25 protein-coding genes and 2 pseudogenes are annotated in these 26,802 nt (G+C 67.7%); 14 read left to right on the top strand and 13 right to left on the bottom strand.

Annotation, left to right across the window (positions count from 1 at the left end; translation table 11 throughout):
• A pseudogene (locus JWP65_RS04085) lies at positions 1–815 on the bottom strand (hypothetical protein); the annotation flags it as partial.
• A gap of 439 nt (positions 816–1,254) precedes the next feature.
• Between JWP65_RS04085 and JWP65_RS04080 the strand changes: the two are divergent.
• Complete coding sequence (locus JWP65_RS04080; RefSeq protein WP_299760603.1) at positions 1,255–2,664, top strand: acetate kinase; 1,410 nt, start codon at positions 1,255–1,257, stop codon at positions 2,662–2,664.
• Between the two features lie 17 nt (positions 2,665–2,681).
• Positions 2,682–4,025 (top strand): sigma-54 dependent transcriptional regulator, encoded by a 1,344-nt coding sequence (locus JWP65_RS04075; protein WP_299760601.1) that lies wholly within the window; start codon positions 2,682–2,684, stop codon positions 4,023–4,025.
• Here the strand turns inward: JWP65_RS04075 and JWP65_RS04070 are convergent.
• Both JWP65_RS04070 and JWP65_RS04065 read right to left on the bottom strand, forming a co-directional pair.
• Positions 3,963–4,715: a Crp/Fnr family transcriptional regulator gene (locus tag JWP65_RS04070; RefSeq protein WP_299760599.1), complete on the bottom strand. Its 753-nt coding sequence runs from the start codon at positions 4,713–4,715 to the stop codon at positions 3,963–3,965. The two genes, JWP65_RS04075 and JWP65_RS04070, sit on opposite strands and share 63 nt — an antisense overlap.
• Positions 4,716–4,931: 216 nt before the next feature.
• Positions 4,932–5,231: a hypothetical protein gene (locus JWP65_RS04065; RefSeq protein ID WP_299760597.1), complete on the bottom strand. Its 300-nt coding sequence runs from the start codon at positions 5,229–5,231 to the stop codon at positions 4,932–4,934.
• Between the two features lie 626 nt (positions 5,232–5,857).
• On the opposite strand from JWP65_RS04065, the gene JWP65_RS04060 reads away from it, so the two are divergent.
• The 3 genes from JWP65_RS04060 to JWP65_RS04050 are packed head-to-tail and all read left to right on the top strand — an operon-like array spanning position 5,858 to position 8,464.
• Positions 5,858–7,300, top strand: a complete 1,443-nt coding sequence (locus JWP65_RS04060) for a cytochrome ubiquinol oxidase subunit I (protein WP_299760595.1) — start codon at positions 5,858–5,860, stop codon at positions 7,298–7,300.
• Position 7,301: 1 nt separating this feature from the next.
• The gene (gene cydB, locus JWP65_RS04055) at positions 7,302–8,312 is read left to right on the top strand and encodes a cytochrome d ubiquinol oxidase subunit II (RefSeq protein ID WP_299760593.1); all 1,011 of its coding nucleotides are present in this window, start codon (positions 7,302–7,304) and stop codon (positions 8,310–8,312) included.
• A complete protein-coding gene (locus tag JWP65_RS04050) occupies positions 8,312–8,464 on the top strand; it encodes a DUF2474 family protein (RefSeq protein ID WP_299760591.1) in 153 nt (50 codons plus the stop codon). Before cydB ends, JWP65_RS04050 begins: the two co-directional genes overlap by 1 nt.
• Here JWP65_RS04050 and JWP65_RS04045 read toward each other — a convergent pair.
• From JWP65_RS04045 to JWP65_RS04030, 4 genes are all read right to left on the bottom strand, one after another.
• Positions 8,430–8,936 (bottom strand): hypothetical protein, encoded by a 507-nt coding sequence (locus JWP65_RS04045; protein WP_299760589.1) that lies wholly within the window; start codon positions 8,934–8,936, stop codon positions 8,430–8,432. The two genes, JWP65_RS04050 and JWP65_RS04045, sit on opposite strands and share 35 nt — an antisense overlap.
• Positions 8,937–9,128: 192 nt before the next feature.
• Positions 9,129–11,525 carry an ATP-binding protein gene (locus tag JWP65_RS04040; RefSeq protein ID WP_299760587.1) on the bottom strand — a complete coding sequence of 799 codons (2,397 nt, stop codon included), beginning with the start codon at positions 11,523–11,525 and terminating at the stop codon, positions 9,129–9,131.
• A gap of 96 nt (positions 11,526–11,621) precedes the next feature.
• Positions 11,622–12,170: a hypothetical protein gene (locus JWP65_RS04035; protein ID WP_299760585.1), complete on the bottom strand. Its 549-nt coding sequence runs from the start codon at positions 12,168–12,170 to the stop codon at positions 11,622–11,624.
• 9 nt (positions 12,171–12,179) lie between these two features.
• Entirely contained in the window at positions 12,180–13,334 is a 1,155-nt protein-coding gene (locus tag JWP65_RS04030; RefSeq protein ID WP_299760583.1) for a zinc-dependent alcohol dehydrogenase, read from the bottom strand.
• A 176-nt stretch (positions 13,335–13,510) separates the two neighbouring features.
• Between JWP65_RS04030 and JWP65_RS04025 the strand changes: the two genes are divergently transcribed.
• Complete coding sequence (locus tag JWP65_RS04025; protein WP_299760581.1) at positions 13,511–14,587, top strand: patatin-like phospholipase family protein; 1,077 nt, start codon at positions 13,511–13,513, stop codon at positions 14,585–14,587.
• 45 nt (positions 14,588–14,632) lie between these two features.
• Here JWP65_RS04025 and JWP65_RS04020 read toward each other — a convergent pair whose 3' ends face one another.
• Positions 14,633–15,523, bottom strand: coding sequence for a LysR substrate-binding domain-containing protein (locus tag JWP65_RS04020; protein WP_299760579.1), 891 nt, complete (start codon positions 15,521–15,523; stop codon positions 14,633–14,635).
• 110 nt (positions 15,524–15,633) lie between these two features.
• Between JWP65_RS04020 and JWP65_RS04015 the strand changes: the two genes are divergently transcribed.
• Together JWP65_RS04015 and JWP65_RS04010 are read left to right on the top strand one after the other, a co-directional pair.
• Positions 15,634–16,599: a tripartite tricarboxylate transporter substrate binding protein BugE gene (locus tag JWP65_RS04015; RefSeq protein ID WP_299760577.1), complete on the top strand. Its 966-nt coding sequence runs from the start codon at positions 15,634–15,636 to the stop codon at positions 16,597–16,599.
• Positions 16,600–16,604: 5 nt separating this feature from the next.
• The gene (locus tag JWP65_RS04010; RefSeq protein ID WP_299760575.1) at positions 16,605–17,441 is read left to right on the top strand and encodes an N-formylglutamate amidohydrolase; all 837 of its coding nucleotides are present in this window, start codon (positions 16,605–16,607) and stop codon (positions 17,439–17,441) included.
• A gap of 71 nt (positions 17,442–17,512) precedes the next feature.
• Here JWP65_RS04010 and JWP65_RS04005 read toward each other — a convergent pair.
• From JWP65_RS04005 to norR, 3 genes and pseudogenes are all read right to left on the bottom strand, one after another.
• Positions 17,513–17,640, bottom strand: a pseudogene (locus JWP65_RS04005) (glucarate dehydratase); the annotation flags it as partial.
• A 151-nt stretch (positions 17,641–17,791) separates the two neighbouring features.
• Entirely contained in the window at positions 17,792–18,313 is a 522-nt protein-coding gene (locus JWP65_RS04000) for a glycine zipper domain-containing protein (RefSeq protein WP_299760573.1), read from the bottom strand.
• Positions 18,314–18,583: 270 nt separating this feature from the next.
• Positions 18,584–20,140 carry a nitric oxide reductase transcriptional regulator NorR gene (norR, locus tag JWP65_RS03995; RefSeq protein ID WP_299760571.1) on the bottom strand — a complete coding sequence of 519 codons (1,557 nt, stop codon included), beginning with the start codon at positions 20,138–20,140 and terminating at the stop codon, positions 18,584–18,586.
• 139 nt (positions 20,141–20,279) lie between these two features.
• Here norR and JWP65_RS03990 point away from each other — a divergent pair, with 139 nt between their 5' ends.
• From JWP65_RS03990 to JWP65_RS03970, 5 genes are all read left to right on the top strand, one after another.
• Entirely contained in the window at positions 20,280–20,807 is a 528-nt protein-coding gene (locus tag JWP65_RS03990) for a hemerythrin domain-containing protein (protein ID WP_299760569.1), read from the top strand.
• Positions 20,808–20,821: 14 nt separating this feature from the next.
• Positions 20,822–23,107: a nitric-oxide reductase large subunit gene (locus JWP65_RS03985; protein WP_299760567.1), complete on the top strand. Its 2,286-nt coding sequence runs from the start codon at positions 20,822–20,824 to the stop codon at positions 23,105–23,107.
• A gap of 26 nt (positions 23,108–23,133) precedes the next feature.
• Complete coding sequence (locus JWP65_RS03980) at positions 23,134–23,529, top strand: group III truncated hemoglobin (RefSeq protein WP_299760565.1); 396 nt, start codon at positions 23,134–23,136, stop codon at positions 23,527–23,529.
• Entirely contained in the window at positions 23,522–24,685 is a 1,164-nt protein-coding gene (locus tag JWP65_RS03975) for an NnrS family protein (protein ID WP_299760563.1), read from the top strand. The genes JWP65_RS03980 and JWP65_RS03975 overlap by 8 nt, the downstream gene beginning before the upstream one ends.
• A 68-nt stretch (positions 24,686–24,753) precedes the next feature.
• The gene (locus tag JWP65_RS03970) at positions 24,754–25,002 is read left to right on the top strand and encodes a hypothetical protein (RefSeq protein ID WP_299760562.1); all 249 of its coding nucleotides are present in this window, start codon (positions 24,754–24,756) and stop codon (positions 25,000–25,002) included.
• An 8-nt stretch (positions 25,003–25,010) separates the two neighbouring features.
• Here JWP65_RS03970 and JWP65_RS03965 read toward each other — a convergent pair whose 3' ends face one another.
• Positions 25,011–25,502 (bottom strand): hypothetical protein, encoded by a 492-nt coding sequence (locus JWP65_RS03965; protein WP_299760560.1) that lies wholly within the window; start codon positions 25,500–25,502, stop codon positions 25,011–25,013.
• A 68-nt stretch (positions 25,503–25,570) separates the two neighbouring features.
• Here JWP65_RS03965 and JWP65_RS03960 point away from each other — a divergent pair, with 68 nt between their 5' ends.
• A complete protein-coding gene (locus tag JWP65_RS03960; protein WP_299760558.1) occupies positions 25,571–26,317 on the top strand; it encodes an RNA pseudouridine synthase in 747 nt (248 codons plus the stop codon).
• Between the two features lie 161 nt (positions 26,318–26,478).
• On the opposite strand, the gene JWP65_RS03955 is transcribed toward JWP65_RS03960, so the two are convergent.
• On the bottom strand, positions 26,479–26,802 hold a 324-nt coding region (locus JWP65_RS03955; RefSeq protein ID WP_299760556.1), incomplete at its 5' end, for an acyl-CoA dehydrogenase family protein.

The following is a 26,802-nucleotide window of genomic DNA, read 5'->3' as shown; positions in this document are numbered from 1 at the left end:
GCGCCGCCACTGCCGCCGGATGCCGAGGAGGAGCCGCTCGAGCCGCCATAGCCGCCGCTGCCGCCCGTCGCCCCCCCGGTGTCGCCACCAGAGCCCCCATTGGCGCCCTTCGCATACGTGCTGCCGCCATGGCCGCCGGAACCCGTGTAGGCGCTTCCGGTTGTGCCGCCGCTGCCGCCGCTGCCGCCAGTCGCATAGCCGCCGCTGCCGCCAGCGCCGCCCGACGTCGAAGCCGTGCCGGTGCTGCCGCTGCTGCCCCCTTGGCCTCCGGAGCCGGATGACGCGGAGCCGGCGGCCCCGCCTGCCCCGGCCGAGCTGGTGCCGCTGGTGCTGCCACCCGAAGTGGCACCGGCTCCGGCGCCGCCACTGCCGGCGTTGCCTCCCGAGGCCGAGCCGCCAGAGCCGCCTGAACCGCTGACGGTGCCGCCGCTGGCGGAGCCGCCAGTTGCCGATCCGGCCGATCCGCCACTGGAAGTGCCCCAGTTGTTCGCGGCGTTGCCGATGTTGTGGACCGTATTGCCGCTGACGGAGCCGCTCAGTGAACTGGTCGCCGTGGCGGTGGTGACGTTGAACGCGTTGCTGAAGGTGCCGGTCGAACTGTTGGTCAGACCAACCGAGCGCTCGGCGTTGGTGTTGACCGGACTGGCCATCTTGCCGTTGCTGTTGTCACTGTTGTTCTCCGCGTCCGTCGACGTCACCGTGGTTGACGACGCCGGTCCCGACGCGGTTCCAGTCGCATTGCCGCTCTGTGCAAATGCTGTTCCGCCAAGCCCGAGCAGTATTCCGACGGCACTGGCGACGATAGTCTTTTTCATGGGTACTCCGATCTGGTCTGTGTGAGGAAAAGGTGAAGGGCGGGCTGCGGCCCGACCGGAAGCCGTATCGCAAGACTGGTGCCATCGCGCCCCGCGGTGGTCTCGTTGCATGGTGTGTCAGAGGGAAACGCAGGTGCAGCGTGCGGCACGCCGCCACGGAGCTGTAGGAGTCGGCGCCGCGGTAATGGGCGCGATCGTCACGTGCATGGGACGCCAAAGACCAGCTCGTCTGCGGCGACCTTGGGCAATAGCTTGCGCGTGGCAAGTTGACGTTGTCTCGACGATGTGACATCCGCGTGGAGTGCTGCCGGACGCCGCAGTGGCGCTGGCGCAGCCGGATTGCAACGCCATGTAATTGAGTGCGGGATCGCATAGACACGTCGAATGCCCATCGCGTAGTTTCTAGGCCCCGAACGGGTAATAAAAACGGAGAAACTCCATGCGCGCCGCGCCCCCTTTCAAAATTGGCCTCGCAGTGTTGTCTGCCCTTCTGGCGCACTACGGTTCGGCCCAGTCGCAGTCTTTGCCGCCGGCGCGCGACGCGAAGCCTCTGCGCCCCCCCGTACGCAGCAGTGCCGCGCGACCGCTTTCGGACAAGGCGCGCATCGAGCAGATGCAACAGCTGCTCAGGGAGCAGTCCGAGGTGCTGGAGAACCTGCGACGCGCGATCGGCGAACAGGACGCGCGCTATCGCGAACTTGAACGACTGGTCCAGGAGTCTCGCCAGGGGCAGCTTGCGCAACAGGCACTACAGGCTCAGCAGGAAAAGCAGCTGGCTGAATCGCAGCAGCGCCGTCCGCTGCCGGGCGGCAACGCCGCAATGGCCACGAACAACCCGGCTGCAGTGGAACGTCCGGTGGTCGTGGGGACGGCACCACCGGTTGCGCCCGATGCCACCCGCGGCATTGCGCCGATCTTCGAACAGCCGGGGGTCCTCACCCCCAAGGGTCAGGTCGTGGTCGAACCGTCGCTTCAGTACGGCTATTCGTCCACCAACCGGGTGGCGCTGGTGGGCTACACGGTGGTGCCTGCCCTGCTCATCGGGCTGGTCGACGTGCGAGAAGTCAAGCGCAACACGCTGACGGGCGCGGTATCGGTGCGCTACGGCCTGAGCAATCGGGCCGAGTTCGAGGCGAAGCTGCCCTATGTCTACCGCTCAGACACGACGGTCAGCCGAGAGATCTTCACAGGCACAGCGACCGACAGCATCTTCAACAGCACAGGCAAAGGCATCGGTGACATCGAGGTGACCGGCCGCTACCAGCTCACCGAAGGCGACACCAACCGGCCTTACCTGATAGGTTCACTGCGCCTCAAATCGCGCACCGGCCGTGACCCCTTCGAGGTGGTCACGGATTGCGTCACGCGCTGCACCGGCAACACGACAGGGACTGGGCAGCCGCTGGAGCTTCCCACCGGCTCCGGTTTCTACACTCTTCAGCCGGGTCTCACCTGGCTCTACCCGAGCGACCCGGCGGTCTTCTTCGGCAGCTTCACTTATGCCTACAACTTCAAGCGCTCCGGTGTCAGCCGTCGAGTTCTCAACGGCGAAAGCGAATTCGTGGGCGACATCAAGGCGGGAGACGTGCTGGGGATGAACGTCGGGATGGGCCTGGCGCTGAACGACCGCTCCTCTTTCAGCATCGGCGTGGACCTGAGCTCGATCGGTCGCACCAAGCAGAACGGCATGCCGGTTCCAGGTTCAGTCAGAACTCAACTTGGCACATTGCTGCTCGGCTACAGCCACCGCTACAACCAGACTCGCACCATCAATATCTCGATTGGCGCAGGGCTGACCCGTGACACGCCGGACCTGACTGTCAACGTGCGCCTGCCCTTCAATCTTTGAGGCGATCTGCTTTCGCCATGCCCGACTCGAGGAAGCTGCTGTACGTCTCGCCCCGTCCTTGCCCGCCGGCGCTGCTGGAGACACTGACCGAGCGCGCCTGGCAGGTCGTCCCGGCACGAGACTTCAAGGCTGCGCAGCGACTGCTGCGCTCGCAAAAATTCCTGGTGGCGTTGGCGGTGCTGGGGCCGATGGCGGAAGAACTCGCCAGTGAATTCGAAGACTGCGTGGGCGCGGATCCGCGCTGTGAATGGATTGCCCTGATCCGGCCGGGCACTGCGGGGTCGGCGCCAATGCGGGCTCTTCTGCGTCACTTTTTCGATCACCATACCGAGCCAGCCCAAGCCGACTTCTTGTGCCGTTCGATCGGGCACGCTTACGGCCGTGCGCGGCTGGCGGATGACGGCAGTGCCGAGCGCGGCAGCGCTGATGACCTGGGGATGGTCGGCTCCAGCGAAGTGATGGCGCGACTGCGCAGGATGGTGCGCAAGGCAGCGACCGCCGACGCGCCGGTGCTGATCTCCGGCGAAAGCGGCAGCGGCAAGGAACTGGTGGCCAAGGCGTTGCACGGGTGCTCGGCGCGCTCGGGTGGCCCCTTCGTCGCCGTCAATTGCGGCGCGATCGCACCGACACTGATTCATTCCGAGTTGTTCGGGCACGAGCGCGGCGCGTTCTCCGGCGCCTCGTCTGCGCACCAGGGGTTGATCGAGTCGGCGCGTGGTGGAACCCTGTTCCTGGACGAGATTGCCGAACTGCCCCTCGACCTCCAGGCCACGTTGCTGCGGTTCTTGCAGGAAAAAACCATCCAGCGGTTGGGTGCCGCGCAGTTCCGCCTGGCCGACACGCGAGTGATCGCCGCGTCCCATGTGGATCTGCCGCAGGCTGTCGCGGCGGGCCGCTTTCGCGAGGACGTGTATTACCGCCTGAGCGTGCTGACGCTGCCGGTGCCTTCCTTGAAAGAGCGCCAGCAGGATATTCCGCTGCTGGCCAAGCACTTCCTTGACCTGGCAAGCCGGCTAGGACCCACATCGGTTCGGGGATTTAGCAGCGGGGGCATGGCGGCGCTGCTGGCACATGCTTGGCCAGGAAACGTGCGCGAGCTCTATAACCGTGTGCAGCGGGCCGTGCTGATGTCGGAGCTTCGGCTGGTGGTCCCGTCCGACTTGGGACTGGACCAGGAGGCGCCGGTCGACTGGGGTGGTTTGCAGGATAGCCGGGTCAAGGCGGAAAAAAACGCGATCTGCTTTTCACTTCAGCGTGTGAGCCACAACGTCACACTGGCTGCGCGGGATCTGGGTATCTCACGCATGACGCTGTACCGGTTGATGGCCAAACACAGCATCGCCCGTCGGGTCAACGCATGAGGTCACCTGTGGCTTGTTGCTGAAATAGCACCCACAAGCTTGGCGCTCGAGCCCAAGGCGATCGATCACCCGGATGCGCCCGCGGGTGGTGACGATCAGTCCGGCCGACTCGAGCTTTCCTGCGGCATTGGACACACCTTCACGACGCACGCCGAGCAGGTTGGCTATGGCCTCCTGTGTAAGGTGGATCAAATCACCTCGGGAACGGTCGAGCGTCATCAGCAGCCATCGGCAAAGTTGCTGCTCGAGCTTGTGGTGACGGTTGCAGACGACCGATTGGGCCATCTGCGTCATGAGCTCCAAAGTGGACTTCAGGACAAGCGATTGCAGGGATCCACCGCACGCGAATTCGGTCTGCATGACAGCGGCGGAAGCGCGGTAGCAGGTGCCGGTGACCTGCACGAGCGCCCGTGTCGCGGGCACCTCACGGCCCATGCAAAGCGATACCCCGACCACTCCCTCGCGTCCCGTTAGTACCACCGCCACCGACTCGCCGGCCGGAGTCGAGCAAATCAGTGAAACGATCGCCGACACAGGGAAGTAGATGTGTCGCGCGATCTCGCCTGGACTGAACAGGATCGTGCCGCGTTCCAGTGTCACACGTTCGAGGTGCGGGCGCAGCCGCTCGAATTCCGCACCCGAGAGTCCTGCCAAGACCTGGTTTTCGCGTGGCAAAGTGACTAGTCCCATGGATTCTTCGCGCCGGGCACATGCGTCTGGATCGGCTCAGGGCGCGGCTGAGTTTGATGCTGCGCAACGCATGTGATGAGATCAAGCAGGCACACGCAGGTGGACAGAAAGCAGGTGCCAGTGGGTGCCATGGTCCGGACGGTGGTGTGGACGTCTCACACGAGAGAGTGTGTGGGAGTTGGACTTGGGGTACATCCGCTGGGTCGGGCTGAACGCTCACCGTTGCATATTGAGAATGTGCGACACCATGTTAGCGTCGCCCGGCACTTCCGCTGGCGCTGCGGTCGCCTCAACGACGTATGCCACCTGTTGAGCTTGGCGCTGCGTGCGCTTCCTGAAACTTATCCAGGTTTCACTTCGCAGGACCAGGTGGTTCAAGCCGTCATTTGCCGGTATCACTGTGCCGCGCAAGGCGCGGTCGCTCAACGAATTGGTGGCTCGAAGAGCAAGGCTGTCCGATATGACCGTCGTATACCATTGGCGCAGTAAGCCGCAGCCGGACAAAGACGTGAACATCACAAAGATGCTTGTGGCCAGAGTAAGACGGCGAAACATCTATTGACAATGCCATGCTTGGCGCCTTTTTGGTGCCGTCCGTGAGCCCGGCCGACTGTGGGAGCCGGCTTGTGCAGAGCTGATGGGGTGCAGTCATGGTGGCGGTTCGAAGATGTGGCACTAAGCACACGTCTCGAACCATGGAGAACAACGCTGGGTAGGTCCGCTGACTTGTCTGGATTGCAGCGAAAGGAGTTCCGCCGCAACGAGCGCGCGAAAGCTGCAGCCTTGCCGTCTCACGCGAGCACATGTTGCCCCCAACCGATTCGCCGCACCATGGTCGGAAAGAATCAACATGTGGAACTCTCGCCGCAGTGGCAGGCGCTTGAATGCTGCCCACGCGTGGGTTCACCTGACCGACGCCCCGCGCGGGCATTCTCTGCAAGAGACGCATGGAGCTGGCACGGCGGGAGGTCGCGCGCGATCAAGCGTGCAAACCCGGGACTTCCTCCATTCGACCGGAAGCCTGGAAAGGGGCAGGCCACCTATTGCAGTCAATCAGCAGCGGACGAGCGCCTGACATGCGTTTTTTTCGCCATACTGGGTCTTGAGCCAGCTCGCCCCGGAGCGCACAGTACGGTTACCGCATGGACACCATCGATGCCCTCCTGTTGGCGCGAATCCAGTTCGCGTTCACCATCTCCTTTCACATCGTCTTTCCCGCCCTGACGATCGGGTTGGCCAGCTACCTGGCGGTGCTCGAGGGCTTGTGGCTCAAGACGCAGAACAAGGTCTACCTGGACCTGTACCACTTCTGGATCAAGGCTTTCGCGGTCGCGTTCGGCATGGGCGTGGTGTCCGGGCTGGTGATGGCGTACCAGTTCGGAACCAACTGGAGCGGCTTTTCCCGCTTCGCCGGCGGCATCACCGGCCCGCTGCTCGCCTACGAGGTGCTGACGGCTTTCTTTCTCGAGGCTGGCTTCCTGGGCGTGATGCTGTTCGGGATGGCCAGGGTCGGCCCCGGGCTCCACTTGATGTCCACCATCATGGTGTCCCTGGGGACCCTCATGTCGGCGACCTGGATTCTGGCTTCCAACAGCTGGATGCAGACGCCCCAAGGCCACCAAGTCATCGACGGGCGGGCGGTGCCGGTGGACTGGTTCGCGGTGATCTTCAATCCGTCCTTCCCCTACCGCCTGACGCACATGGTGGTTGCCGCCTTCCTGGCCACGGCGCTTGTCGTCGGGGCGGCCGCGGCCTGGAACCTCCTGCGCGGCCGGGACAACGCTGCGGTTCGCAAGATGCTCGCCATGGCGATGGGGATGGTGCTTGTCACCGCCCCCATCCAGGCGTTCATCGGCGACCTGCACGGGCTGAACACGCTCGAGCACCAACCTGCGAAGCTTGCCGCCATCGAAGGGCATTGGGAGAACGAGCCGGGCAAAGGCGTGCCCCTCATCCTGTTCGGCGTGCCGGACATGGAGGCCGAGACCACCAAGTACGCGCTCGAGATCCCCAACCTCGGGAGCCTGCTGCTCACGCACAGCTGGGACGGCCATGTTGCCGGCCTGAAGGAGTTTCCGCGGCAAGATCGGCCGAACTCCATGGTGGTGTTCTGGAGCTTCCGCCTGATGGTGGGGCTTGGGCTGCTGATGATTTTGCTGGGCGCCATCGCGCTCTGGCTCAGGTGGCGCGGCCGTCTTTACGACTCGAGAGCCTTCCAGCGCTTTGCCCTGGTCATGGGGCCGGCGGGGCTGGTTGCCATCCTGGCCGGGTGGACGACGACCGAAGTGGGCCGCCAGCCTTGGGTCGTGTACGGCCTGCAGCGAACCGCGGATGCCGTCTCGCCGCACGCCCTGGGGACCGTTGGCGTGACCCTGGCGATTTTCGTGGTGGTCTACCTGCTGGTCTTCGGCGCCGGCACCACGTACCTCCTGCGCATCATGGCCAAGGGCCCCGAGACTGGTGAGGGTTCGCACCCCGTCACCGGCGGCCCCGGCGAGATGAGACATCCGATGCGCCCGCTATCGGGTGCGCCGGAGCAGCTCGATCCTGCGCCGTCTGCCGCGGGTCCGAAGGGGGGCTACTGACATGGGCATCGACCTTCCCCTGGTCTGGGCCATCATCATCCTGTTCGGGGTGATGATGTACGTCGTCATGGACGGCTTCGACCTGGGCATCGGCATCCTGTTCACGCTGGTCGACGCCAAGGAAGACCGCGACGTGATGATGAACACCGTGGCGCCGGTGTGGGACGGCAACGAGACCTGGCTCGTGCTCGGCGGTGCCGGGCTGCTGGTGGCCTTCCCGCTGGCCTATTCCGTCATCCTGACGGCGTTCTACCTGCCGCTCATCCTGATGCTGATCGGCCTGGTTTTTCGCGGCGTGGCCTTCGAATTCCGCTTCAAGGTGCCGGCTGGCAAGCGCCGGATCTGGGACAAGTCGTTCGCCGGCGGCTCCATCCTCGCCACCTTCTGCCAGGGTCTCACCCTGGGCGCTTTCCTGGACGGCGTGCCGATGCGCAACAGCGAGTTCAGCGGAGGAGCGCTGGACTGGCTCACCCCGTTTTCGGTGTTCGTCGGACTCGGGCTGCTGGTGGCCTATGCGCTGTTGGGCAGCACCTGGCTGGTCATGAAGACCGGGGGCCCGCTGCAGCAGCGGATGCGCCGGGCATCACACGTCCTGTCGCTGGCGCTGCTCGCGGTGATCGGCATCATCAGCGTGTGGACCCCTCTAGCCCATCCCGCCATTGCGCAGCGCTGGTTCTCGTTGCCGAACATGCTCTGGTTTTCGCCGGTGCCCGTCCTGGTACTGGCCGCGACGTTCTACCTGCGCAAGTCGCTGCGGAACCCGTCCAGCCACGCGCTGCCTTTCGTGCTCACGCTGGCCCTGGTGTTCCTCGGCTACAGCGGGCTGGGCATCAGCTTGTGGCCCTACGTCATCCCGCCGTCGACCTCCATCTGGGATGCGGCCGGGCCGCCCCAGAGCCTGGGCTTCGCGCTGGTGGGTGCGCTCTTCATCATTCCGATCATCCTCGTGTACACCGCCTGGTCGTACTGGGTGTTTCGCGGCAAGGTCCGACCGGGGGAGGGCTACCACTGATGCCGGTGAGCAAAGCGCCGCGAAGGCAAGAGCCGCCCGGTTGGCTCTCCCGGGTTGCCTGGCTGCTGGGGCTCTGGTTGGCGGGCGTCGCGGGTCTTGGCGCCGCGGCGTGGCTGCTCAAGGCGCTGATGCGGGCGGTGGGCTTTTCGTGACATGCGCCGGGTCGCGAGACTCCGCGCCGGTGAACGGCCGCGTGGCCAGCTTCGCGGCAATGGCCTCCAGCTCGGACAGCATCGGCCCGCGCAATGCGTGCTGGCCGTTGGCGCCCTGGAAGTTGCCCCGCACGGCGGCGGGGAAATTCAGCCGCATCCAGGTCGAGACCTCCTCGACCGCTTGCTCCGCGTCGCCTTCTTCGAACCAGACCGAGCGCGGGTGCTCGACGTCGTAGAAGATATGGCTGTCGCCGGGCGACTTCCTGGCCAGGCCCTTGGGCGTGTCCGACCACACCAGGCGGGCCAGCAACTGCAGCTTGCCCTTCATGCCGGAAGGCGTCTTGACCACCCAGATGAAGCCGGGATAGCCGGCCTGGAACTCGTCGAGCTTGTCCTTGGCGGACTTGAAGTAGCCGATGCGGCCGGCCTTGCGGTCCGCGGCGGAATCTTTCCAGTAGTACAGAACGTCCATTTGCGCCGATCACTCGTTGGTTGGTCGGTGATGCGATCGGCACGCGCTCCGCGCGGTGACGTCCCCACCCGGTTCGAAGCCGGGTGCAGTGTATGCGCTCTGCCAGCCCAGCCGTCCGGCGCTGAGGGACGCGCCCAGGCGATCTCCAGCCCGGCGCTGCCGGTCGATGGCCCCATGCATCCCAACAGCTGCTCACCCCGGCGCCGGTCCCAGTTCAGCCGGGACCGGCGCCAGGCCGTCCAGCAACCCCCGGTCGCGCAGCGCGTCCAGAGTGGGCACCCAGGTGCTCCACAGGGTGGCGAGGGCCTCGTCGTCGAGCCGGCCTTCAGCAGCCGCGGCTTCGAGTTCGCCGGCGAGCCGGCTGACGGCAGCCATGCCGAGCATTCCGGCGGACCCCTTGAGCTTGTGCGCGTGAAAGCCCACCGCCGTCGCGTCGCCTTGCGCCGCCTCGATCGCTGCCAGCGCCTTCCGGCACCCTTGCAGGCCCATGGCGACAAGTTCCGCCCACTCCTGCGAGGTGGCCATGCCGCGCAGCTCGGTGATCGTGCGCTCGTCCAGGAGAGCTTGCCCTTGCCGCCGGCGCGCCGGCAGCGGCTGGGGCACGGCGCCCCCGGAATGCCGGGCCAGCGCGGCGGCCAGCAGGTCCCAGTCGATCGGCTTGGGCAGGCAGTCGTCCATGCCCGCGGCGACGTAGCGATCCCGCTCGCGCGCCATCACGTTCGCGGTCAAGCCCAGGATCGGCAGGTGCGCGAACCGTCCGCCCAGCGCGCGGATGCGGCGCGTGGCTTCCACGCCGTCCATCACCGGCATCTGGACGTCCATCAGCACCACGTCGAACGGCGCGGCTTGCGCCATGGCGACCGCCTGGGCGCCGTCGGTGGCGAATTCCAGCTGGTGGCCGTCCTTGCCCAGGGCGGTGCGCAGGATGTGCCGGTTGATCTCGACGTCCTCGGCGATGAGGATGCGCAGCGGCCGCACCCGGACCGCGACCTTGCCGGCCTCGGCGGGCATCGCCTTGCCGGGCGCGAGCGGCACCTCGAAGGAAAACACGCTGCCCTGGCCAGCGGCGCTGGTCGCCGAGATGGACCCGCCCATCGCCTCGACCAGGCGCTTGCTGATCGCCAGGCCCAGGCCGCTGCCTCCGTACTCGCGCGCGGTGGACTGGTCCGCCTGCGTGAAAGCGGCGAACAGGTGGGCCAGCTTCTCCTGCGGGATCCCGACGCCGGTGTCGCAGACGTCGAACAGCATCCGCAAGCAGCCCTGTTCGGCACGGGCGCCGACGCGAACCGTCACCTCGCCGCGCTCCGTGAACTTGATCGCGTTGCTCACCAGGTTCAGCAGCACCTGCCTGAGCCGCAGCTCGTCGCCGCACAGCGCAAGGTCATCGCTGCACCGCAGCTCCTCCTTCAAGGTCAGGCCGCGTTCGACGGCCAGCGGGTGCGCCAGGGAGCGCACGCCCTCGAGCAGCTGGCGCAAGGTGAAGTTGACCTGCTCGAGCTCCAGCCTGCCGCTCTCGATGCGCGAGAAGTCCAGGATGTCGTTGATGATGCTCAGCAGGTGCCGGCCCGACACCCGCAGCGCGTCCACGTACCCTTGCTGGCGCGCGTCCAGTCGCTCGCCGACGAGCAGATCGACCAGCCCGAGCACCCCGGTCATCGGGGTGCGGATTTCGTGGCTCATGGCGGCCAGAAACTCGGTGCGGGCGTCGCTGGCGCGGCGCAGGCTTTCCGTCAGCTGGGCCTGCCGCGCCCGCAGCACCGTCAGCGGCAAGGTCGAGGCCAGGATGCAGGCCAGGTAGATCTGCGCCGCCTCCATCCAGCTTTCGATGCTGTTTTGCATCAGCAGGTCGGCGATCGCGCCGTGGCCGGTGATCGTCGCGAACAGGACGCCGAACGTGATGCCGGCCACCGCCAGCGTCGCGCCCAGCAGGCCGAAGCTCCACGTCAGGGCGAAGACCAGGGGGAAGGTGGCAAAGACCAGCACCTCCTGGATCTGGTTCAGCGGCAGGTAGACGCAAGCTGCCACGCCTGCCGCCAGGGCGGCGGCCTTGGCCGGCGGGAGCCGCCATGTCGGGCGCAACGCCGGGTCGTTCCAGCTGAGGATGAACAGGGTGCCGGTCACCAGCCCCAGCGCGTCGCCGGAGTACCAGGTGCGCCAGAGCCCGAAATATCCTTGCTGCGTGGTGCCCAGCAGCAACCAGGCCGCGAAGGCCGCACTGAGCATCGGCACCAGCACACAGGTGGCCAGGACGCGGGCAATCTGGCCGGCGGCGAATGCCGGTGCGTGCAGTCCGCCGGTCACTCGCACGATGCTTGCGGCGACGACGACCTCCATCAGGTCGACCAGCCCCAGCGCGAACGCCGGGCCGGAGCCCAGAAAGTGGATGACACAGGTGTCGATGAGCCACGCCGGTGCCAGGTAGAACAGCCACTGCCGCACCGGGCGCAACAGCAGGGGCACCAGGAGGATGGCATCGGAGTACCAGACCGGCGTGGTCGTGCCGAAAGCCAGTGTCGATGCCGCCGCCGTGACCAGGTACGCCGCCATGGTGATGGCGAACATCCTCGCCGACGGGGGTTTGGCAATCAACGGCAAGTCTCCATGACCCGGTATGTTGACAGCAAACAGGGAAAGCACTGCGCGCAGCGCCGCGGCTCCCAGCCGCCCTGGATCAGCCGCCCTGGATCAGCGCCGCCGCCGCCGCTGCACGCAGACGGCGATCAGTCCAACCACGACGGTGGCGACCACGGCCTTTCGCGCGAAGCCGGCGCGGTTGTACTTCCACTCGGCCGGGCCGCCCATTTCGGCGAAGATGTTGGGAACGTGTCCGTGCGCCAGGTCGTCGACGATCCCCTCGACCACGTTGACGCGGTCGGCAAACAGCAGCATCAGCCAGTGGCGCAGGTCGTTCTCGCTGTAGCGGAAGGCGCCGCGGCGGATCATCCCGGAGACGCCGGACGGCGGCGCGCTGGTTCCGAACACCGGTGTGATGCCCGGGCGCTCGGTCGAGTGCAGCACTTCGACGGTGCGCGCCTGCTGCGCCGGGGCGTCCCAATGCACGTTGTCCAGTCGCGGCGGCGTGCGCTCCTTCGGCACCGCCGGGCGCATCGCCGGGTCGAGGTCAGCGCCCCAGCCGTGGATGCCCGCCGGCGGCTTGCGGCGCTGCGCCTCGGGCGAGGTCTTCTCGGCGTGGACGGCACGGTCGCCCGCCTGGTCATCGTCGTGGTTGTGCATGTGGATTCCTCAGTGCGCGCCCGACGGCGGGATCAAGACTGGCTTGATGCAATTGTCCAGCTTGCTGGAAAAGATGTGGTACGCGTCGGAGATGGCGTCCAGCGGGAACCGGTGGGTGATGATCGCGCTGGGCTTGATCCGGCCGGCCTGGATGTGCTCGATCAGTCGCGGCAGGTGCCGCTTGACGCTGGCCTGGTTGGCGCGGATCGTCAGGCCCTTGTTCACCACGTTGCCGATCGGCACCGCGTTGAAGGTCGGGCCGTAAACCCCGACGATGGACACCGTGCCGCCCTTGCGCACGCAGTTGATGCACCAGTGCAGCACGGTGGCCGCCCCCGCCTGCAGCTTGAGCTTGACGCCGGTCAGCGTTTGCAGCGCATTGCCGGCGGCCTCGGCGCCCACGCAATCGATGCACACGTCGGCGCCCAGCCAGTCGGTCATCTTCTTGATGTGCTCGGCCATGTCGCGCACGTCCTTGAAGTTCACGGTCTCGCATTGGGCGTAGTTTCTGACGAACTCGAGCCGGTAGTCGAGGTGGTCCACCACGATCACCCGGCCGGCGCCGAGCAGCCAGGCCGACTTGGCCGCGAAGATGCCGATCGGCCCGGCGCCGAACACCACCACCGTGTCGCCTTCCCTGATACCGCCCATTTCCGCCGCCTGGTAGCCGGTGGGGAAGGCGTCCGTGAGCAGCACGGCGTCCTCCACGTCCATGTCCGGTGGCAGCACCGTGGGGCCGACGTCGGCCATTGGCACCCGCACGAACTCGGCCTGACCGCCGTCGTAGCCGCCGGTGGTGTGCGAATAGCCGTAGATGGCGCCCACGGCGGTGGCTTCCGGGTTGGTGTTGTGGCAGTTGGAGTACAGCTCCTTCTGGCAGAAGAAGCAACTGCCGCAAAAGATGTTGAACGGCACCAGCACGTGGTCGCCTTTCTTCAGGTTCCGGACTGACGGCCCGACCTCCTCGACGATACCGGTGAATTCGTGGCCGAAAGTCTGGCCCACCCGCGTGTCGGGCACCAGCCCGTGATAGAGGTGCAGGTCGGAGCCGCAGATGCACGAGCGTGTCACGCGCACGATGGCGTCGTTGGGATGCTCGATTTCGGGTTCCGCCTTGTTCACTGCCCGTACGCGGTACGGGCCGCGGTAGTTCATCGCCAGCATGAGGTCTCCTGAAGATGATTTCATTGTGGGCATCGGGCCGCGCGCGCGGTGCCGACGGAAGCAACCTGTAGCAATCCGGGCCGCTCGCGGCAGCGGACGTTGCGGCTATCGGCTTTTCCTGACTTCGATGGAATCGGCCGCCGTGTAGCTTCTGGGGATCTTCGGAGATTCCACCCATGGCGAATGCCAGCAAGCCCGGCGTTCGCCCGGGCACGGTACTGAACCTGGCGCTGCAAGGCGGCGGCGCACACGGCGCGTTCACCTGGGGCGTGCTGGACCGGCTGCTGGACGAGCAAGACATCCAGATCGGCCGGATCAGCGGCACCAGCGCCGGCGCCCTGAACGGCGCGGCCCTGGTGACGGGGCTGGCGCGCGCAGGCCGGCAAGGCGCAAGGGACCAGCTGGCGCTGCTGTGGCAGAAGGTGGCCGAGGCCGGATCGCTGCTGACGTTCCTGATGCTGCCACTGCGCAAGCCCGGCATGGGCCTGTGGGACGACGCCCTGCCCATCCTGTCGCCTTACCAGACCAACCCCCTGGGAATGGCGCCGCTGCGCTGCATCCTCGAGGCGACCGTCGACGAGGCGGCGCTGCGTGCCGGCGGCACGACTCCGGCGCTGTTCGTCAATGCAGTTCACGTACAGACCGGCAGCTCGCGGCTGTTCGGCCCGGGGGACATCTCCATCGACGCGCTGCTGGCATCCGCCTGCGCACCGTTCTCGTATCAGGCAGTCCAGATCGAAGGCCAGTCCTACTGGGACGGCAGCTACGCCGCCAATCCCGTGCTTTGGCCGCTGTACGCGGACAACCTGGATTGCGACATCTTCATGGTGGAGCTGACGCAGCTGCATCGGACCGATACGCCGACCTCCGCCAGGAACATCCTGGACCGCATCAACGAAGTCGCCTCCATCAACGGCCTGGTCTCGGAGCTGCGCGCGCTGGACACGGTCAACCGGAGCGTCGCCGACGCAGCCATCCGCATGCACGTGCTGAGCATGTCGGCGCGGCAGCTGGCCGCCGCGCGCACCGAGCCGTCGGTCAAGCGCACGGTCGGGCGCGTGTTGTTCGAGGTGCTGCGGCAGGACGGCTGGCGGGCCTGCGATGCCTGGTTGCACGAGCATGGCGCACTGCTGGGCGAGCGTGCATCGGTGGACCTGGCGGCGCGCTACCTGCAGCCGTATGCCGGCCGGTGCGTGCAGGACGCGAGCCGCGGCGTCGCGGCGCGGCACCGCAGGATCTCCGGGCAGCTGTAGAGCCCGGACCGGGTGCCGGGGTTTGGCTTGCCGCGGCAAGACCGGCTACTGGCTGGCCAGCAGCCATTCGCGAAAGCAGGTGAGCGGCTGCAGCCGGCTGCGCGCCTGCGGATAGCAAAGCCAGTAGCCCAGGTCGCTGGTGTAGCCGCCGGCGGGCAGCGGCTCGCGCACCAGGCCGGCGGCCAGCTCGTCCTGGACCAGGCAGCGCGGCACCAGCCCCAGCCCCATGCCGGCCATGACGGCGCGGATCAGCGTCTGGAACTGGTCGAACTGCGGTCCGGTCGAGCACCCCGCGCTGCCCACGCCATGGGCCTCGCCCCAGCGCAGCCAGGCATCCGGCACCGTCACGTGGCGCAGCAGCGTGTGGCGCTGCACGTCGGCCGGCGTGGCGATAGCCCAGTCGGCCACCCGGCTGCGCGGCGCGATCAACGCCACCTCGTTGCCAGCCAGGTAGTGGGCGCGGGCGCCGGGCCAGTGGCCGGCGCCGAACAGGATGGAGCAGTCCAGGTCAGGCTGCTCGAAGTCGTAGCCTTGCACATAGGGCACGAAATGCAAGGTGACTTCCGGGTGCTGTCGCTGGAACTGCGGCAGCCGCGGAATCAGCCACTTGGCGGCGAAGGTCGGCAGGCTGGACAGCCGCAGCGAGCCGACGCCGTCGCCGCTGGCGAGCAGTTCCAGCGTCGCGGCCTCGAGCCTGGCCAGCACCGCCCGCACCGCATCCTCGTAGCGTTCGCCGGCCGGCGTCAGCACCAGCCGGTTGCGGGTGCGCTCGAACAAAGGCACGCCGATCCAGTCTTCCAGTTCCTTGACCTGCTTGCTAACGGCGCTCTGCGTCAGCTGCAGCGCCTCGGCCGCGCGGGAAACCCCGCCGAAGCGCCGGACCGTGGAAAAGGCGCGCAGCAGGTGCAAGGGCGGGCTCAGGCGGCGCAAGGACATGGAGCAGGACTTGTATGATTCCAAAACGGAATGGTATCCGGCACATCGCTTGCTAGCAAGCAGGTACAGTCGTGTCGATAATCGCTTGACTTTCATTGGGAACCAAACTCATGCACCGCCGCCACCTACTCGCTTCGCTTGCCGCCTTATCTGTCGCTCCTGGAATGTCTTACGCCCAAGACACCAGGGTGATCCACCTGGTCGTGCCGTTCCCCCCGGGTGGGGCGACCGACATCACCGCCCGCGCCTTGCAGGAAGTCTTGCCGCGCCTGCTCACGCAGCCGGTGGTGATCGACAACCGCGCCGGCGCCGGCGGCTCCATCGGCATGGCGGAAGTGGCGCGGGCCGCGCCGGACGGCCTGACCTTCGGCGTCGCCACGCTGTCCACGCACGGCGTGAATCCGGCCGTCTATCCCAAGCTGCCGTACGACCCGCTCAAGGACTTCGTCGGCGTGACCGAGATCGTCAAGGCGCCCGGCGTGCTGGCCGTCAACCCCAAGGTGCTGCCGGTCAAGGATTTCGCCGAGCTGGTGCGCTACCTGAAGGCCAATCCGGGCAAGGTCTCCTATGCCTCCCCGGGCAATGGCACCATCGGCCACATGTGGGGCGAGCTGTTCAAGAGCAGCACCGGCACGTCGATGGTGCACATTCCCTACCGCGGTGCGGGCCCGGCCATCAACGACGTGCTGGCCGGCCAGGTCGCCGTGTACTTCGACCAGGTCGCCGCCTCGCTGCCGCACATCAAGTCCGGCAAGCTCAAGGCGCTGGCCGTCTCCTGGCCAACGCGCCTGGACGTGCTGCCCGACGTGCCGACCTACGCCCAGATGGGCTTCGCGATCAACAACGATCCGTCCTGGTTCGGCCTTGTGGCGCCGGCCGGAACGCCGCAGGCGCTGGTGGACCGCATGCAACAGGCAGTGGCCCAGGCCGTGCAGGAACCCGCCGTGCGCGACCGCCTGGCCGGCCAAGGCCTGTACCCCTCGGGCTCGACGCCCCAGGCGTTTTCGGCGCAGATCGTGCGCGAGATCAAGAAGATGAAGGACGTCGCCGGCTACGCGAAGGTCCGCCTCGAGTGAACGCCATGCTGACAACCGTGCCGGGCAGCACGCCGCTGGTGTTCGACTCGCCGCACAGCGGCACCTGGTACCCGGCGGACTTCGGTCCGGCCTGCGACCTGGCCACGCTGCGCCGGGCGGAAGACACGCACGTGGAGAAGATCTACGCCTTCGCGCCGCCCATGGGCGTGGCGTGGATCGAGGCCCACTTCCCGCGCAGCTACCTGGACGCCAACCGCGACGTCACGGAGCTGGACACAACGCTGCTTGATGGCGAATGGGCCGGGCCGCTGGCTGACGACCCGCAGCTGCTGTCCAAGGTGCGCCTGGGCAAGGGCCTGGTGTGGAAGTTCACCGACGAAGGCCTGCCGATCTACCAGCGCCTGCTGACGGTGGCGGAAGTGCGGGCGCGGATCGACCGTTGTTGGAAGCCCTACCACGCGGCGGTGGAGCAGGCCATCGAGGCCGCCCATGCGCGCCACGGCTACAGCATCCACATCAACTGCCACTCGATGCCGGCGACCGCGGGCAGCCACGCCACCGAATTCCCGGGGCTGGTCCATGCCGACTTCGTGGTCGGCGACCGCGACGGCAGCACGGCATCGCCGGTGCTGTCGCAACTGGTGTGCGAGCACCTGCGCGCCAGCGGCTTCAGCGTCGACTACAACCACCCGTACAAGGGTGTCGAGCTGGTGCGCCGCTACGGCGCGCCGGCCCGGCACCGGCACAGCATTCAGCTGGAGATCAACCGCAAGCTGTACATGGACGAGCGCACGCTGGAGATCGATGCGGCTGGCATGGATCGGTTGCAGCAGGCGCTCAAGTCATTGACCGGGCGCCTGCTGGAGGCCGATCCGCGCTGAGGTGCGGCCTGACGCTGCGGCGCAGAACCGCGGCGTCACCGCGCTGAACCCGGGGTTGTACTTGGGCATCCGGTGAGGTTGGGTATGGCCGTCATGTGTGTCATGCCGTCGGGCTGATGCCCAGGTGCGCGTTGGCGTGCATCGACACGCCCAGATCGCGCAGCCGGCACATGTGCGCAAGGTGCTGCGTCGCCCGCAGTCGGCGTGGACGACGTGCGCTACGCGAAGCTGCTGTGAGCGCCGCAGTCGCAGCTGGTCGCCGTCTGGCGCACCGGGGCGCCGATGCGGCACGTGGCCCAGTTCCTGGGGTCATGGAACTGGCGCCACGCGGCGCCCCTGGATCGCGCTGCCTACTTGCCGTCGCGGTCCGAATCGCCCGGCACGACGCGCTCGACGGTGTCGCTCACGCGGTGCCAGGCGTCGCGCGAGGCATGCCTGGCGTTTTCCCATTCCAGCGAAGAGCGGCCACGGGCCTGGGCCCAGTCGCGGCTCAGTTGCGGCTCGACCTCGTCGAACGAGCGGTTCGGGTGCTTGGAGTACGAGTCCACGCCGTAACGGTATGCGGGCGAGTACTCGTCATAGGTGGTTCCGGTGGCCACGTAAGGGCGGCTGGAATAGTTGTCACGCCAGAAGGCGTCCTCGACCGCCGGGTCGGCGGCCCGGCCAACGCGCTTGCCGGCCACCGCACCGACCACCGCACCGACGGCGGCGCCGACCACCGCACCGACCGGACCGGTCATTCCGCCGACAGCGGCGCCCGCGGCTGCTCCACCGGCCACGCCGCCGGCGGCGCCGCCAATCACGGCGCCCACGCCCTTGGCTGCGGGATGGTCCTTGTTGTCACCGCTCAGGTCGCGTTTGTGATCGTTCATGAAATTCCTTTTGGGTTGAGCCCGCGGCCGGCCGTGGAGCCGGTCGCGCTGGCTGGTTGCGGGAGTCCCACGGTAGACCGCGCATCCTGACGAGCGGCATCGCCTTCGTCTCACATCGCCGCAGGGCAGCGCGCGCCGCAGTTGTCAGCGCGCGCCGACAAAGCGCGCAGCGCAAGCGCGACGGCAAGCTTCACGTTCGTGGGTTTTCGCGCGCCCAGCCTTTGTCTAAATCATCCGGCGGCGTCCGGGACACGGACCGCGAGCGTCGGGCTATGCCTTGATCCCCAGCCTGCGCGCCAGCTTGTGCAGGTTGCTGGCATCCAGCTGCAGCTGCCGGGCGGCGGCGGCCCAGTTGTCCCCGTGCAGCGCCAGCGCCTGCCGGATCGCCTGGCGCTGGCTGGCCTCGACGACCTCGTGCATCGCAGGCAACGGCGACGCGGTCATGGGCTCGTCCGCAGCACTGCGTGCAGGCGTTGCCCAGCCGGCGGGCAGCTCCAGCCCGTCCAGGCCCAGCATGTCCGGCTCCAGCGTGACGATCTCCTTGCGACCGGCACCCCGGCTCACGGCCTTGAGCGCCGCCCGGCTGACCACGTGCTCCAGTTCGCGAACATTGCCGGGCCAGGGGTAGCGACGCAGCGCGTCCTCCGCTTGCGACGACAGGCGCAGGCTGCGCAGCCCGAGACGGGCGCGATTGAGCTCGAGGAACCGGCCGGCCAGCAGCAGCACGTCGTTGCCGCGCTCGCGCAGTGGCGGAATCAGGATGGGATAGACCGACAAGCGGTGGTAGAGGTCGGGGCGGAAGCTGCCGTCGCGCACATGGTCGCGCAGGCTGCGGTTGGTGGCCGCCACTACCCGCACGTTGACGCGCCGCGGCCGATCCGCGCCCAGTCGCTGGATCTCCCCGTTCTGCAATGTGCGCAGCAGCTTGGCCTGGATGGACAGCGGCAACTCGCCCACCTCGTCCAGGAACAGCGTGCCGCCCTCCGCGGCCTCGAAGCGGCCCGGCCGGTCGTTCACCGCGCCGGAGAAGGCGCCGCGCGCATGGCCGAACAGCTCGCTTTCGGCCAGCGACTCCGGCAACGCGGCGCAATTGACGTGGACCAGTGGCTTGGCGGCGCGGCCCGACAGCCGGTGCAGGCGATGCGCGAACAGTTCCTTGCCCACGCCGGTTTCGCCCAGCAGCAGCACCGGCAGCTCGGAGTCGGCAACCACCTGCAACTCGTGCAGCAGGTGCGTGATGGCGCCGCTCTGGCCCACGATGTCGTTGTCCGCCCCAGCTGCCGGAACCCCCACCGGCAAGCTGCCTGCCGACAAGCGCAAGCCCCGGATCTGCGCTTCCAGGCGGGTCACGCGCACCGCCGCCTCGACGGCGCAGGCCAGTTGCGCCAGGGCGGCCTGGGCCTGCGCATCGAAGGCGCCGACCTCCAGCGCGTCCAGCGTGATCACGCCCCAGCGCTCGCCCTCGACGTCCAGGGCCATTCCCATGCAGTCGTGCACCGGCAGCGGCTCGCCGACGCGGCCGGCGATCAGGCCGTCATAGGGATCGGGCCGCACGCTGTCGTGATGAAAGCAGGTGACGCCGCGGCGTTGCAGGATGGCCGCCAGGCGGGGATGGTCCTTGACGGCGAAGCGGCGCCCGAGCGCGTCGTTGACCAGTCCGGCCACCGCCACCGGGCGCAGGTGCTCTTGCTCCAGCTGGAGCAAGGCCACGGCCCCACAGCCGAAGTGCGCGCGCAGGCTGCCCACCAGCCGCTGCAGGCGCACCGCCACCGGCAAATCGGCCACCAGGTCGGTGAGCAGCAGCAGGTGGATCGCGGAAACGGTCATATCGACCCTGCATGGTATTTGAAACCATGAATGCAAGGTCATGGCGACCATCTTCTTTCGCAAGCTGTTGATCCATATCAACTCGCTGGTGGCACGGGATTCGCATGATCAGCCTGTCGAAGCGACACCGGAGCCCCATATGAACACGAACTCCCCGCGCGGCACCAGCGCCGCGGACGCCAGCGGCGAGCGCCACTGGGCGAACGCCTCCGCGCCGGAACTGGTGGAGTACATCCTGGCCCGGTACCACGCGGTGCATCGCGAACTGCTGCCCGAGCTGATCCGCCTGGCGCGCAAGGTGGAGCAGGTCCACGCCGACAGCGCCGATTGCCCGCACGGCCTGGCCGACCACCTCTCTGGCATGGCGCAAGGACTGGAAAGCCACATGCGCAAGGAGGAAGATGTGCTGTTTCCGATGCTCGCAAGCGGCCAGGGCGCACTGGCCGGCGCGCCGATCACGGTGATGCGCATGGAGCACGACGAGCATGAAGCCGCGCTGCGCCGGCTGGCCGGGATGACCGACGACCTGAGGCCGCCGCCCGTGGCCTGCGCCACCTGGCGCGCGCTGTATGCGGGCCTGCAAACCTTCCGCCGCGACCTGCTGGCGCACATCCAAACCGAAAACGAGATCCTGTTCCAGCGCTTCGCGCCGGCAGCGGTGAACTGAACAGGGAGACACGCATGGGTCCCTACAAGAAACTCTGGTTCGCCTTGATCGGCGTGCTGATCGTCACCTTCTCGCTGCTGGGCTACTACGGCGTCGAGGTTTACCGCCAGGCGCCGCCGATTCCGGCGCAGGTCGTCTCCGAGGACGGCAAGGTCCTGTTCGACCGCGAAGGCATCCTGGACGGCCAGACGGCGTGGCAGTCTGTCGGCGGCATGCAGCTGGGCTCGATCTGGGGCCACGGCGCCTACCAGGCTCCGGACTGGACGGCCGACTGGCTGCACCGCGAACTGACCGCCTGGCTCGAGTTGGCCGCGCGGCAGACGCACGGCCAGAGCTACGAGGCGCTGGCCGGGCCGGCGCAGGCGGCGCTGCGCGAGCGCATGCGGGCCGAGTACCGCGGCAACCGCGTCGATGCGGCCGAAGTGCTCAAGCTGTCCGCGCTGCGGGCCCAGGCCATCGCCCAGACGGCGGCCTACTACGACCTGCTGTTCTCCGACGCGCCGTCGCTGCAGAAAAGCCGCGAGCACTTCGCGATGAAGGAAAACACGCTGCCCAGCGCCGAGAGGCGCCGGCAGCTGACGCAGTTCTTCTTCTGGACGGCGTGGGCGGCGGCCACCGAACGCCCGGGCCAGAAGGTCACCTACACCAACAACTGGCCGCACGAGCCTTTGGTCGGCAACCAGCCCAGCGCCGAGAACATCGTCTGGTCCATCGCCAGCATCGTGGTGCTGCTCTCGGGCGTGGGCTTGCTGGTCTGGGCCTGGGCTTTCCTGCGCAAGCAGGACGAGCCGCTGCCGGCACCCGCGGCACGCGACCCGCTGAGCACGTTCGCGCTCACGCCCTCGCAACGCGGGCTGGGCAAGTACCTGTTCCTGGTGGTGGCCCTGTTCGTGTTCCAGGTGTTCGTCGGCGGCTTCACCGCGCACTACACCGTGGAGGGGCAGCAGTTCTACGGCATCGACGTCTCGCGCTGGTTCCCCTACGCGCTCACGCGCACCTGGCACATCCAGGCCGCGCTGTTCTGGATCGCCACCGGCTTTCTCGCCGCCGGCCTGTTCCTGGCGCCTCTGATCAACGGCGGCAAGGATCCGAAGTTCCAGCAAATCGGCGTGGACGTGCTGTTCTGGGCGCTGGTCGCCGTCGTGGTCGGCTCCTTCGCCGGCAACTGGCTGGCGATCGCGCAGATCATGCCGCCGCAGTGGAACTTCTGGCTCGGCCACCAGGGCTACGAGTACGTCGACCTGGGCCGCCTGTGGCAGATCGGCAAGTACGCCGGCATCCTGCTGTGGCTGGTGCTGATGCTGCGTGGCGTCGTGCCGGCGCTGCTCACGAAGGGCGGCGACAAGAACCTGCTGGCGCTGCTCACCGCGTCGGTGGGCGCCATCGGCCTGTTCTACGGCGCGGGCCTGTTCTATGGCGAGCGCACCCACCTGTCGGTGATGGAGTACTGGCGCTGGTGGGTCGTCCACCTCTGGGTGGAAGGCTTCTTCGAAGTCTTCGCGACCACTGCGCTGGCGTTCATCTTCTCCACGCTCGGCCTGGTCTCGGTGCGCATGGCCACGGCCGCGAGCCTGGCGTCGGCATCGCTGTTCATGCTCGGCGGCATTCCCGGCACCTTCCACCACATGTACTTCGCCGGCACCACCACCCCGGTGATGGCGGTCGGCGCCAGCTTCAGCGCACTCGAGGTGGTGCCGCTGATCGTGCTGGGCCACGAGGCCTGGGAAAACTGGCGCCTGAAGGCACGCGCGCCCTGGATGGAAAACCTCAAGTGGCCGATGATGTGCTTCGTCGCCGTGGCCTTTTGGAACATGCTGGGCGCCGGTGTCTTCGGCTTCATGATCAACCCGCCGATCTCGCTGTACTACATCCAGGGCCTGAACACCACGCCGGTGCACGCCCACGCCGCGCTGTTCGGGGTCTATGGCTTTCTGGCGCTGGGCTTCACGCTGCTGGTGCTGCGCTACCTGCGCCCGGAGTGCCGCTTCAGCACGCCGCTGATGAAGACCGCCTTCTGGGGGCTGAACGCCGGCCTGGTGCTGATGATCTTCACCAGCCTGCTGCCCATTGGCATCCTCCAGTTCCATGCCAGCGTCAGCCACGGCCTGTGGTACGCGCGCAGCGAGGAGTTCATGCAGCAGCCACTGCTGCAGAACCTGCGCTGGGTCCGCACCTTCGGTGACATGGTGTTCATCGTCGGCGCCGTCGCGATGGCGTTGCAGGTGGTGCTGGGCTTGCTGGGCAGGTCGTTCACGCCACGGCCTTCGCAACGCCTGGTGGGCGCCGCGGCGCATCCTTGACGGGCGCGCCGATGCATTCGACCGCCATGCCAGTTTGCACCGAGCAGGAGGTTGCCGACATGGTGCACGCCTTCTATGCCAAGGTGCGCGGGGACGAGGTGCTCGGTCCCATCTTCGATGCGCACGTGGCCGATTGGGACGAGCACCTGGCCAAGCTGGTGGACTTCTGGTCCGCCATCCTGCGCCGCACGGCGCGGTTTACCGGGGCACCCATGCCAAGGCATGCCGTCCTGCCGGGGCTGACCGCGCAATTGTTCGAGCGCTGGCTGCGCCTGTTCCGGGACAACGCGGGCGCCCAATCCAACCAGGCCATGGGAGCCCAGGCCTGCCTGATGGCCCAGAGGATCGCGCAAAGCCTGTGGCTGGGATACCAGGTCAGCCGCGAGCCGGACGTCCTGCCGACGCCGCTCGCCCATGGCTGACAGGCCGGCCCGGCCGGCGCCGCGGTGGGCCGCCTTCCTGGAGCTGGGATTTCGGCCGCTGTACCTGGCCGGCTGCCTGTGGGCTGCCGGGGCGGTGGCGCTGTGGATCTTCGCGCCGGGCCTGCTGGCCGGCCGCATGGGCGGCGTGGCCTGGCATGCGCACGAAATGCTGTGGGGCTTCATCGCCACCATCGCCGTCGGCTTTCTGCTGACGGCGGGCAGCAACTGGACCGGGACCAATCCGCTGCAGGGCCGGCCGCTGGCTGCCTTGTCGCTGCTCTGGGCACTGGCCCGGATCGGCTATCTCGTGCCGGGCGACACCGCCTTCCTGCTGGCCGCCGGCTGCGAGCTGGTGTTCTTCGCCTGGTCGGCAGCCGCCCTGGGCCAGGCCATCTACGGCGCGCGCAACCGGCGCAACGACGGCGTGCCGCTGCTCGTGCTGGCGCTGGGCAGCGCCGATGCCTTGTTCCTGCTGGCGGCCTGGCGGGGCGACTTCGCGCTGCTGATGCGGCACTTCAACACCGGACTGCTGTGCATGACGGTGGTCGCCTTGCTGGTGGCGCGGCGGGTGATTCCGTTCTTTGCGATGCGCGCCGTCCCCGGGCTGGCGATTTCCATGCACACCCGCAGCGGCCAGTGGCAACTGGCTGCCGGCGGGCTGGCCGTCGCTTTCGGACTGGTCGGCTGGATGGCGGCATCGGCCGCGGCAGTCGCCGTCGCGGGCAGCATCGCCCTGGCGCACGTGGTCGCCTGGAAGCCCTGGGCCGTGCGCGGCGCACCATTGCTCTGGATCCTCTACCTGGGCTACGTCGGGCTGGCTGCCGGCCTGCTGGCGGCCGCTGCCCATGCATCGGGCTGGGCGCTGCGCACCGCGTGGCCGGCGCACGTGATCGGCATGGCGGGCCTGTCGGTGCTGGTCATCGGCATGGTGACGCGCACGGCGCTGGGGCACCTGGGGCAGCCGCTGCGCGCTGACCGCCTGATCGTGTGCTGCTACGGGCTGGTCATCGTCGCTGCCGCGCTGCGCTTGCTGGCGTTGCTGCCGACCGGGCTGGCGCAGGGCGCCTTGCAGGCCTCGGCCAGTGCCTGGATCCTCGCCTTTGGGTTGTACCTGTGGCGTTTCGGGCCGGACCTGATCCGGCCGCGCGCAGCTTGATCGCCCCCGCGCCGCGCCGCGTTGCCGTATCCTGAACATCCGACCCCCCATCAAGAAAAGGCATCGCCATGCAGGAAAAGTCTTCCGATCCGCACCCGCTCAGCGACCTCGCGTACGACTGGATCACGCTCATGCAGAACAAGGCCCAGGCCTTGCTCGCCTACGACCAGTACATCAAGGATGCCGAAGCGGCGCAGTCGCCGGAATGCGCCGCCTTCTTTCGCAAGGTGCACGACGCCGACAAGGCGCAGCTGGCCGAGGCCAAGCAGCACCTGGTGGCGGTGCTGCAGGGAAAGATGGGATCGGCGCCGAAGTAGCGGCCGGATCAATCCAGGGCCACGTGCCGGCGCCAGGCCAGCCGCGGATCGGCTTGGTAGTCCGCCACCACCCAGGTCCGCGTCGCGTGGTCGGCCATGTCGGCCAGGAACTCGCGGAGCACGCGGGCCGATGCCGCATCCAGCGCGGCGAACGGCTGGTCCAGGCAGGTGACGGCCGCACCGGCGGCCAGCAAGCCCACCAGGGCCACTTTGCGCCGGCTGCCGGTGGAGAGCATGAACAGCGTCTTGCCCAACTGAGGTGGCAAGTCCAGCGCCTGCACCAGGTCTTGCTGCAGTTGCGGATTCCAGCCCGGGCAGCGCTGCCGCAACCCGTCCCACACGCCTTGCGCATCCTGCTGGTCCTGCCCCGGCAGGGACAGGTCGAGCCAGAGTGCATCCGGGCCGAGGCTGCGCAACAGGGTGGTCTTGCCGGCGCCTTCGTCGCCGGTGACGGCAACCAGGCCGGGGGGCAGGGGCAGGAGGTCGGCCGCGGGTGTCATGTGCGTACTATGCCGTGCAGCGGGCCGGCGCCGGTCTGAGACAATCGGCCGGCACCAAAGAGAGCGCCTTGCAGCAGTCACACGCATCCCAGAATTCCGGCTCCGACGAGCCGCAGCGCCTCGCCAAGCTCGTCGCCGCCCTGGTCCCTTGCTCGCGCCGCGTCGCCGAGCAATACATCGACGAAGGCTGGGTCCGCGTCGATGGCAGGAAAGTGGACCAGCCACAGTTCCGCGTCGCCGCCGGGCAGCGTGTCGAGATCGACCCACAGGCCGGCCTGCAGGCGGTGGCGCCGGCCACGCTGCTGCTGCACAAGCCGGCGGGCATGGCGACCGAACAGGCCCAGGCCCTGCTGGGCGATGCCACCCACTGGTCCGGCGACGCATCCGGCATCCGCCGCGCCAAGAGCCACGGCTTCGGGTTGTCGGTGTTGCTGGCGCTGCCGCAGCCGGCCAGCGGGCTGACGGTCTTCAGCCAGGACGCCCGCATCATCCGCAAGCTCAACCACGACGCTGGCCTGATCGAGCAGGAACTGGTCGCCGACGTGACCGGCACCATCGCGTCCGGCGGCTTGGCGCGGCTGTGCCGGGGGCTGGTCTGGCAAGGCAAGCCGATGCCGCCGGCGCGCGTGAGCTGGCAGAACGAAACCCGCCTGCGCTTCGCGGTCAAGGGGATCGCGCCGGAATGGCTGCCCTGGATGTGCGAGCAGGTCGGGCTGGAACTGACCGCGCTCAAGCGCATCCGCATTGGCAGCGTGGCCATGGCCGCGCTGCCGCCGGGGCAGTGGCGCTACCTGCCCAACGGCGACAAGTTCTAGCTGGCCGGTCGAGTGATGGCATGGCTTTGCGCAGGCCGGCCTTTCTGCCATCAGCTGCGTCGCTGGGGGAAGCTGCGGCCGCGACGGAGCCCTGAGTTCCCGGGGCGCGGCTCAAAGTCGCGTCGGCTGTCCTCGCGGGCCCGACCCGGTACCCATGCCTTTCAAAAAGCCGCGATCCCCGTCTGCGCCCGCCCCAGGATCAGCGCATGGATGTCGTGCGTGCCTTCATAGGTGTTCACCACTTCCAGGTTGACCAGGTGGCGCGCCACGCCGAACTCGTCGCTGATGCCGTTGCCGCCCATCATGTCGCGCGCCAGCCGCGCGATGTCCAGCGCCTTGCCGCAGGAGTTGCGCTTCATGATGGAGGTGATTTCCACCGAGGCCGTGCCTTCGTCCTTCATGCGGCCCAGCCGCAGGCAGCCTTGCAGCCCCAGCGTGATCTCGGTCTGCATGTCGGCCAGCTTCTTCTGGATCAGCTGGTTGGC

This window comes from Ramlibacter sp., from assembly GCF_028292805.1.
Lineage (GTDB): Bacteria > Pseudomonadota > Gammaproteobacteria > Burkholderiales > Burkholderiaceae_C > Ramlibacter.
The sequence above is the reverse complement of the archived record's forward strand: the minus strand, read 5'-3'. Positions and strand labels throughout refer to the sequence as shown.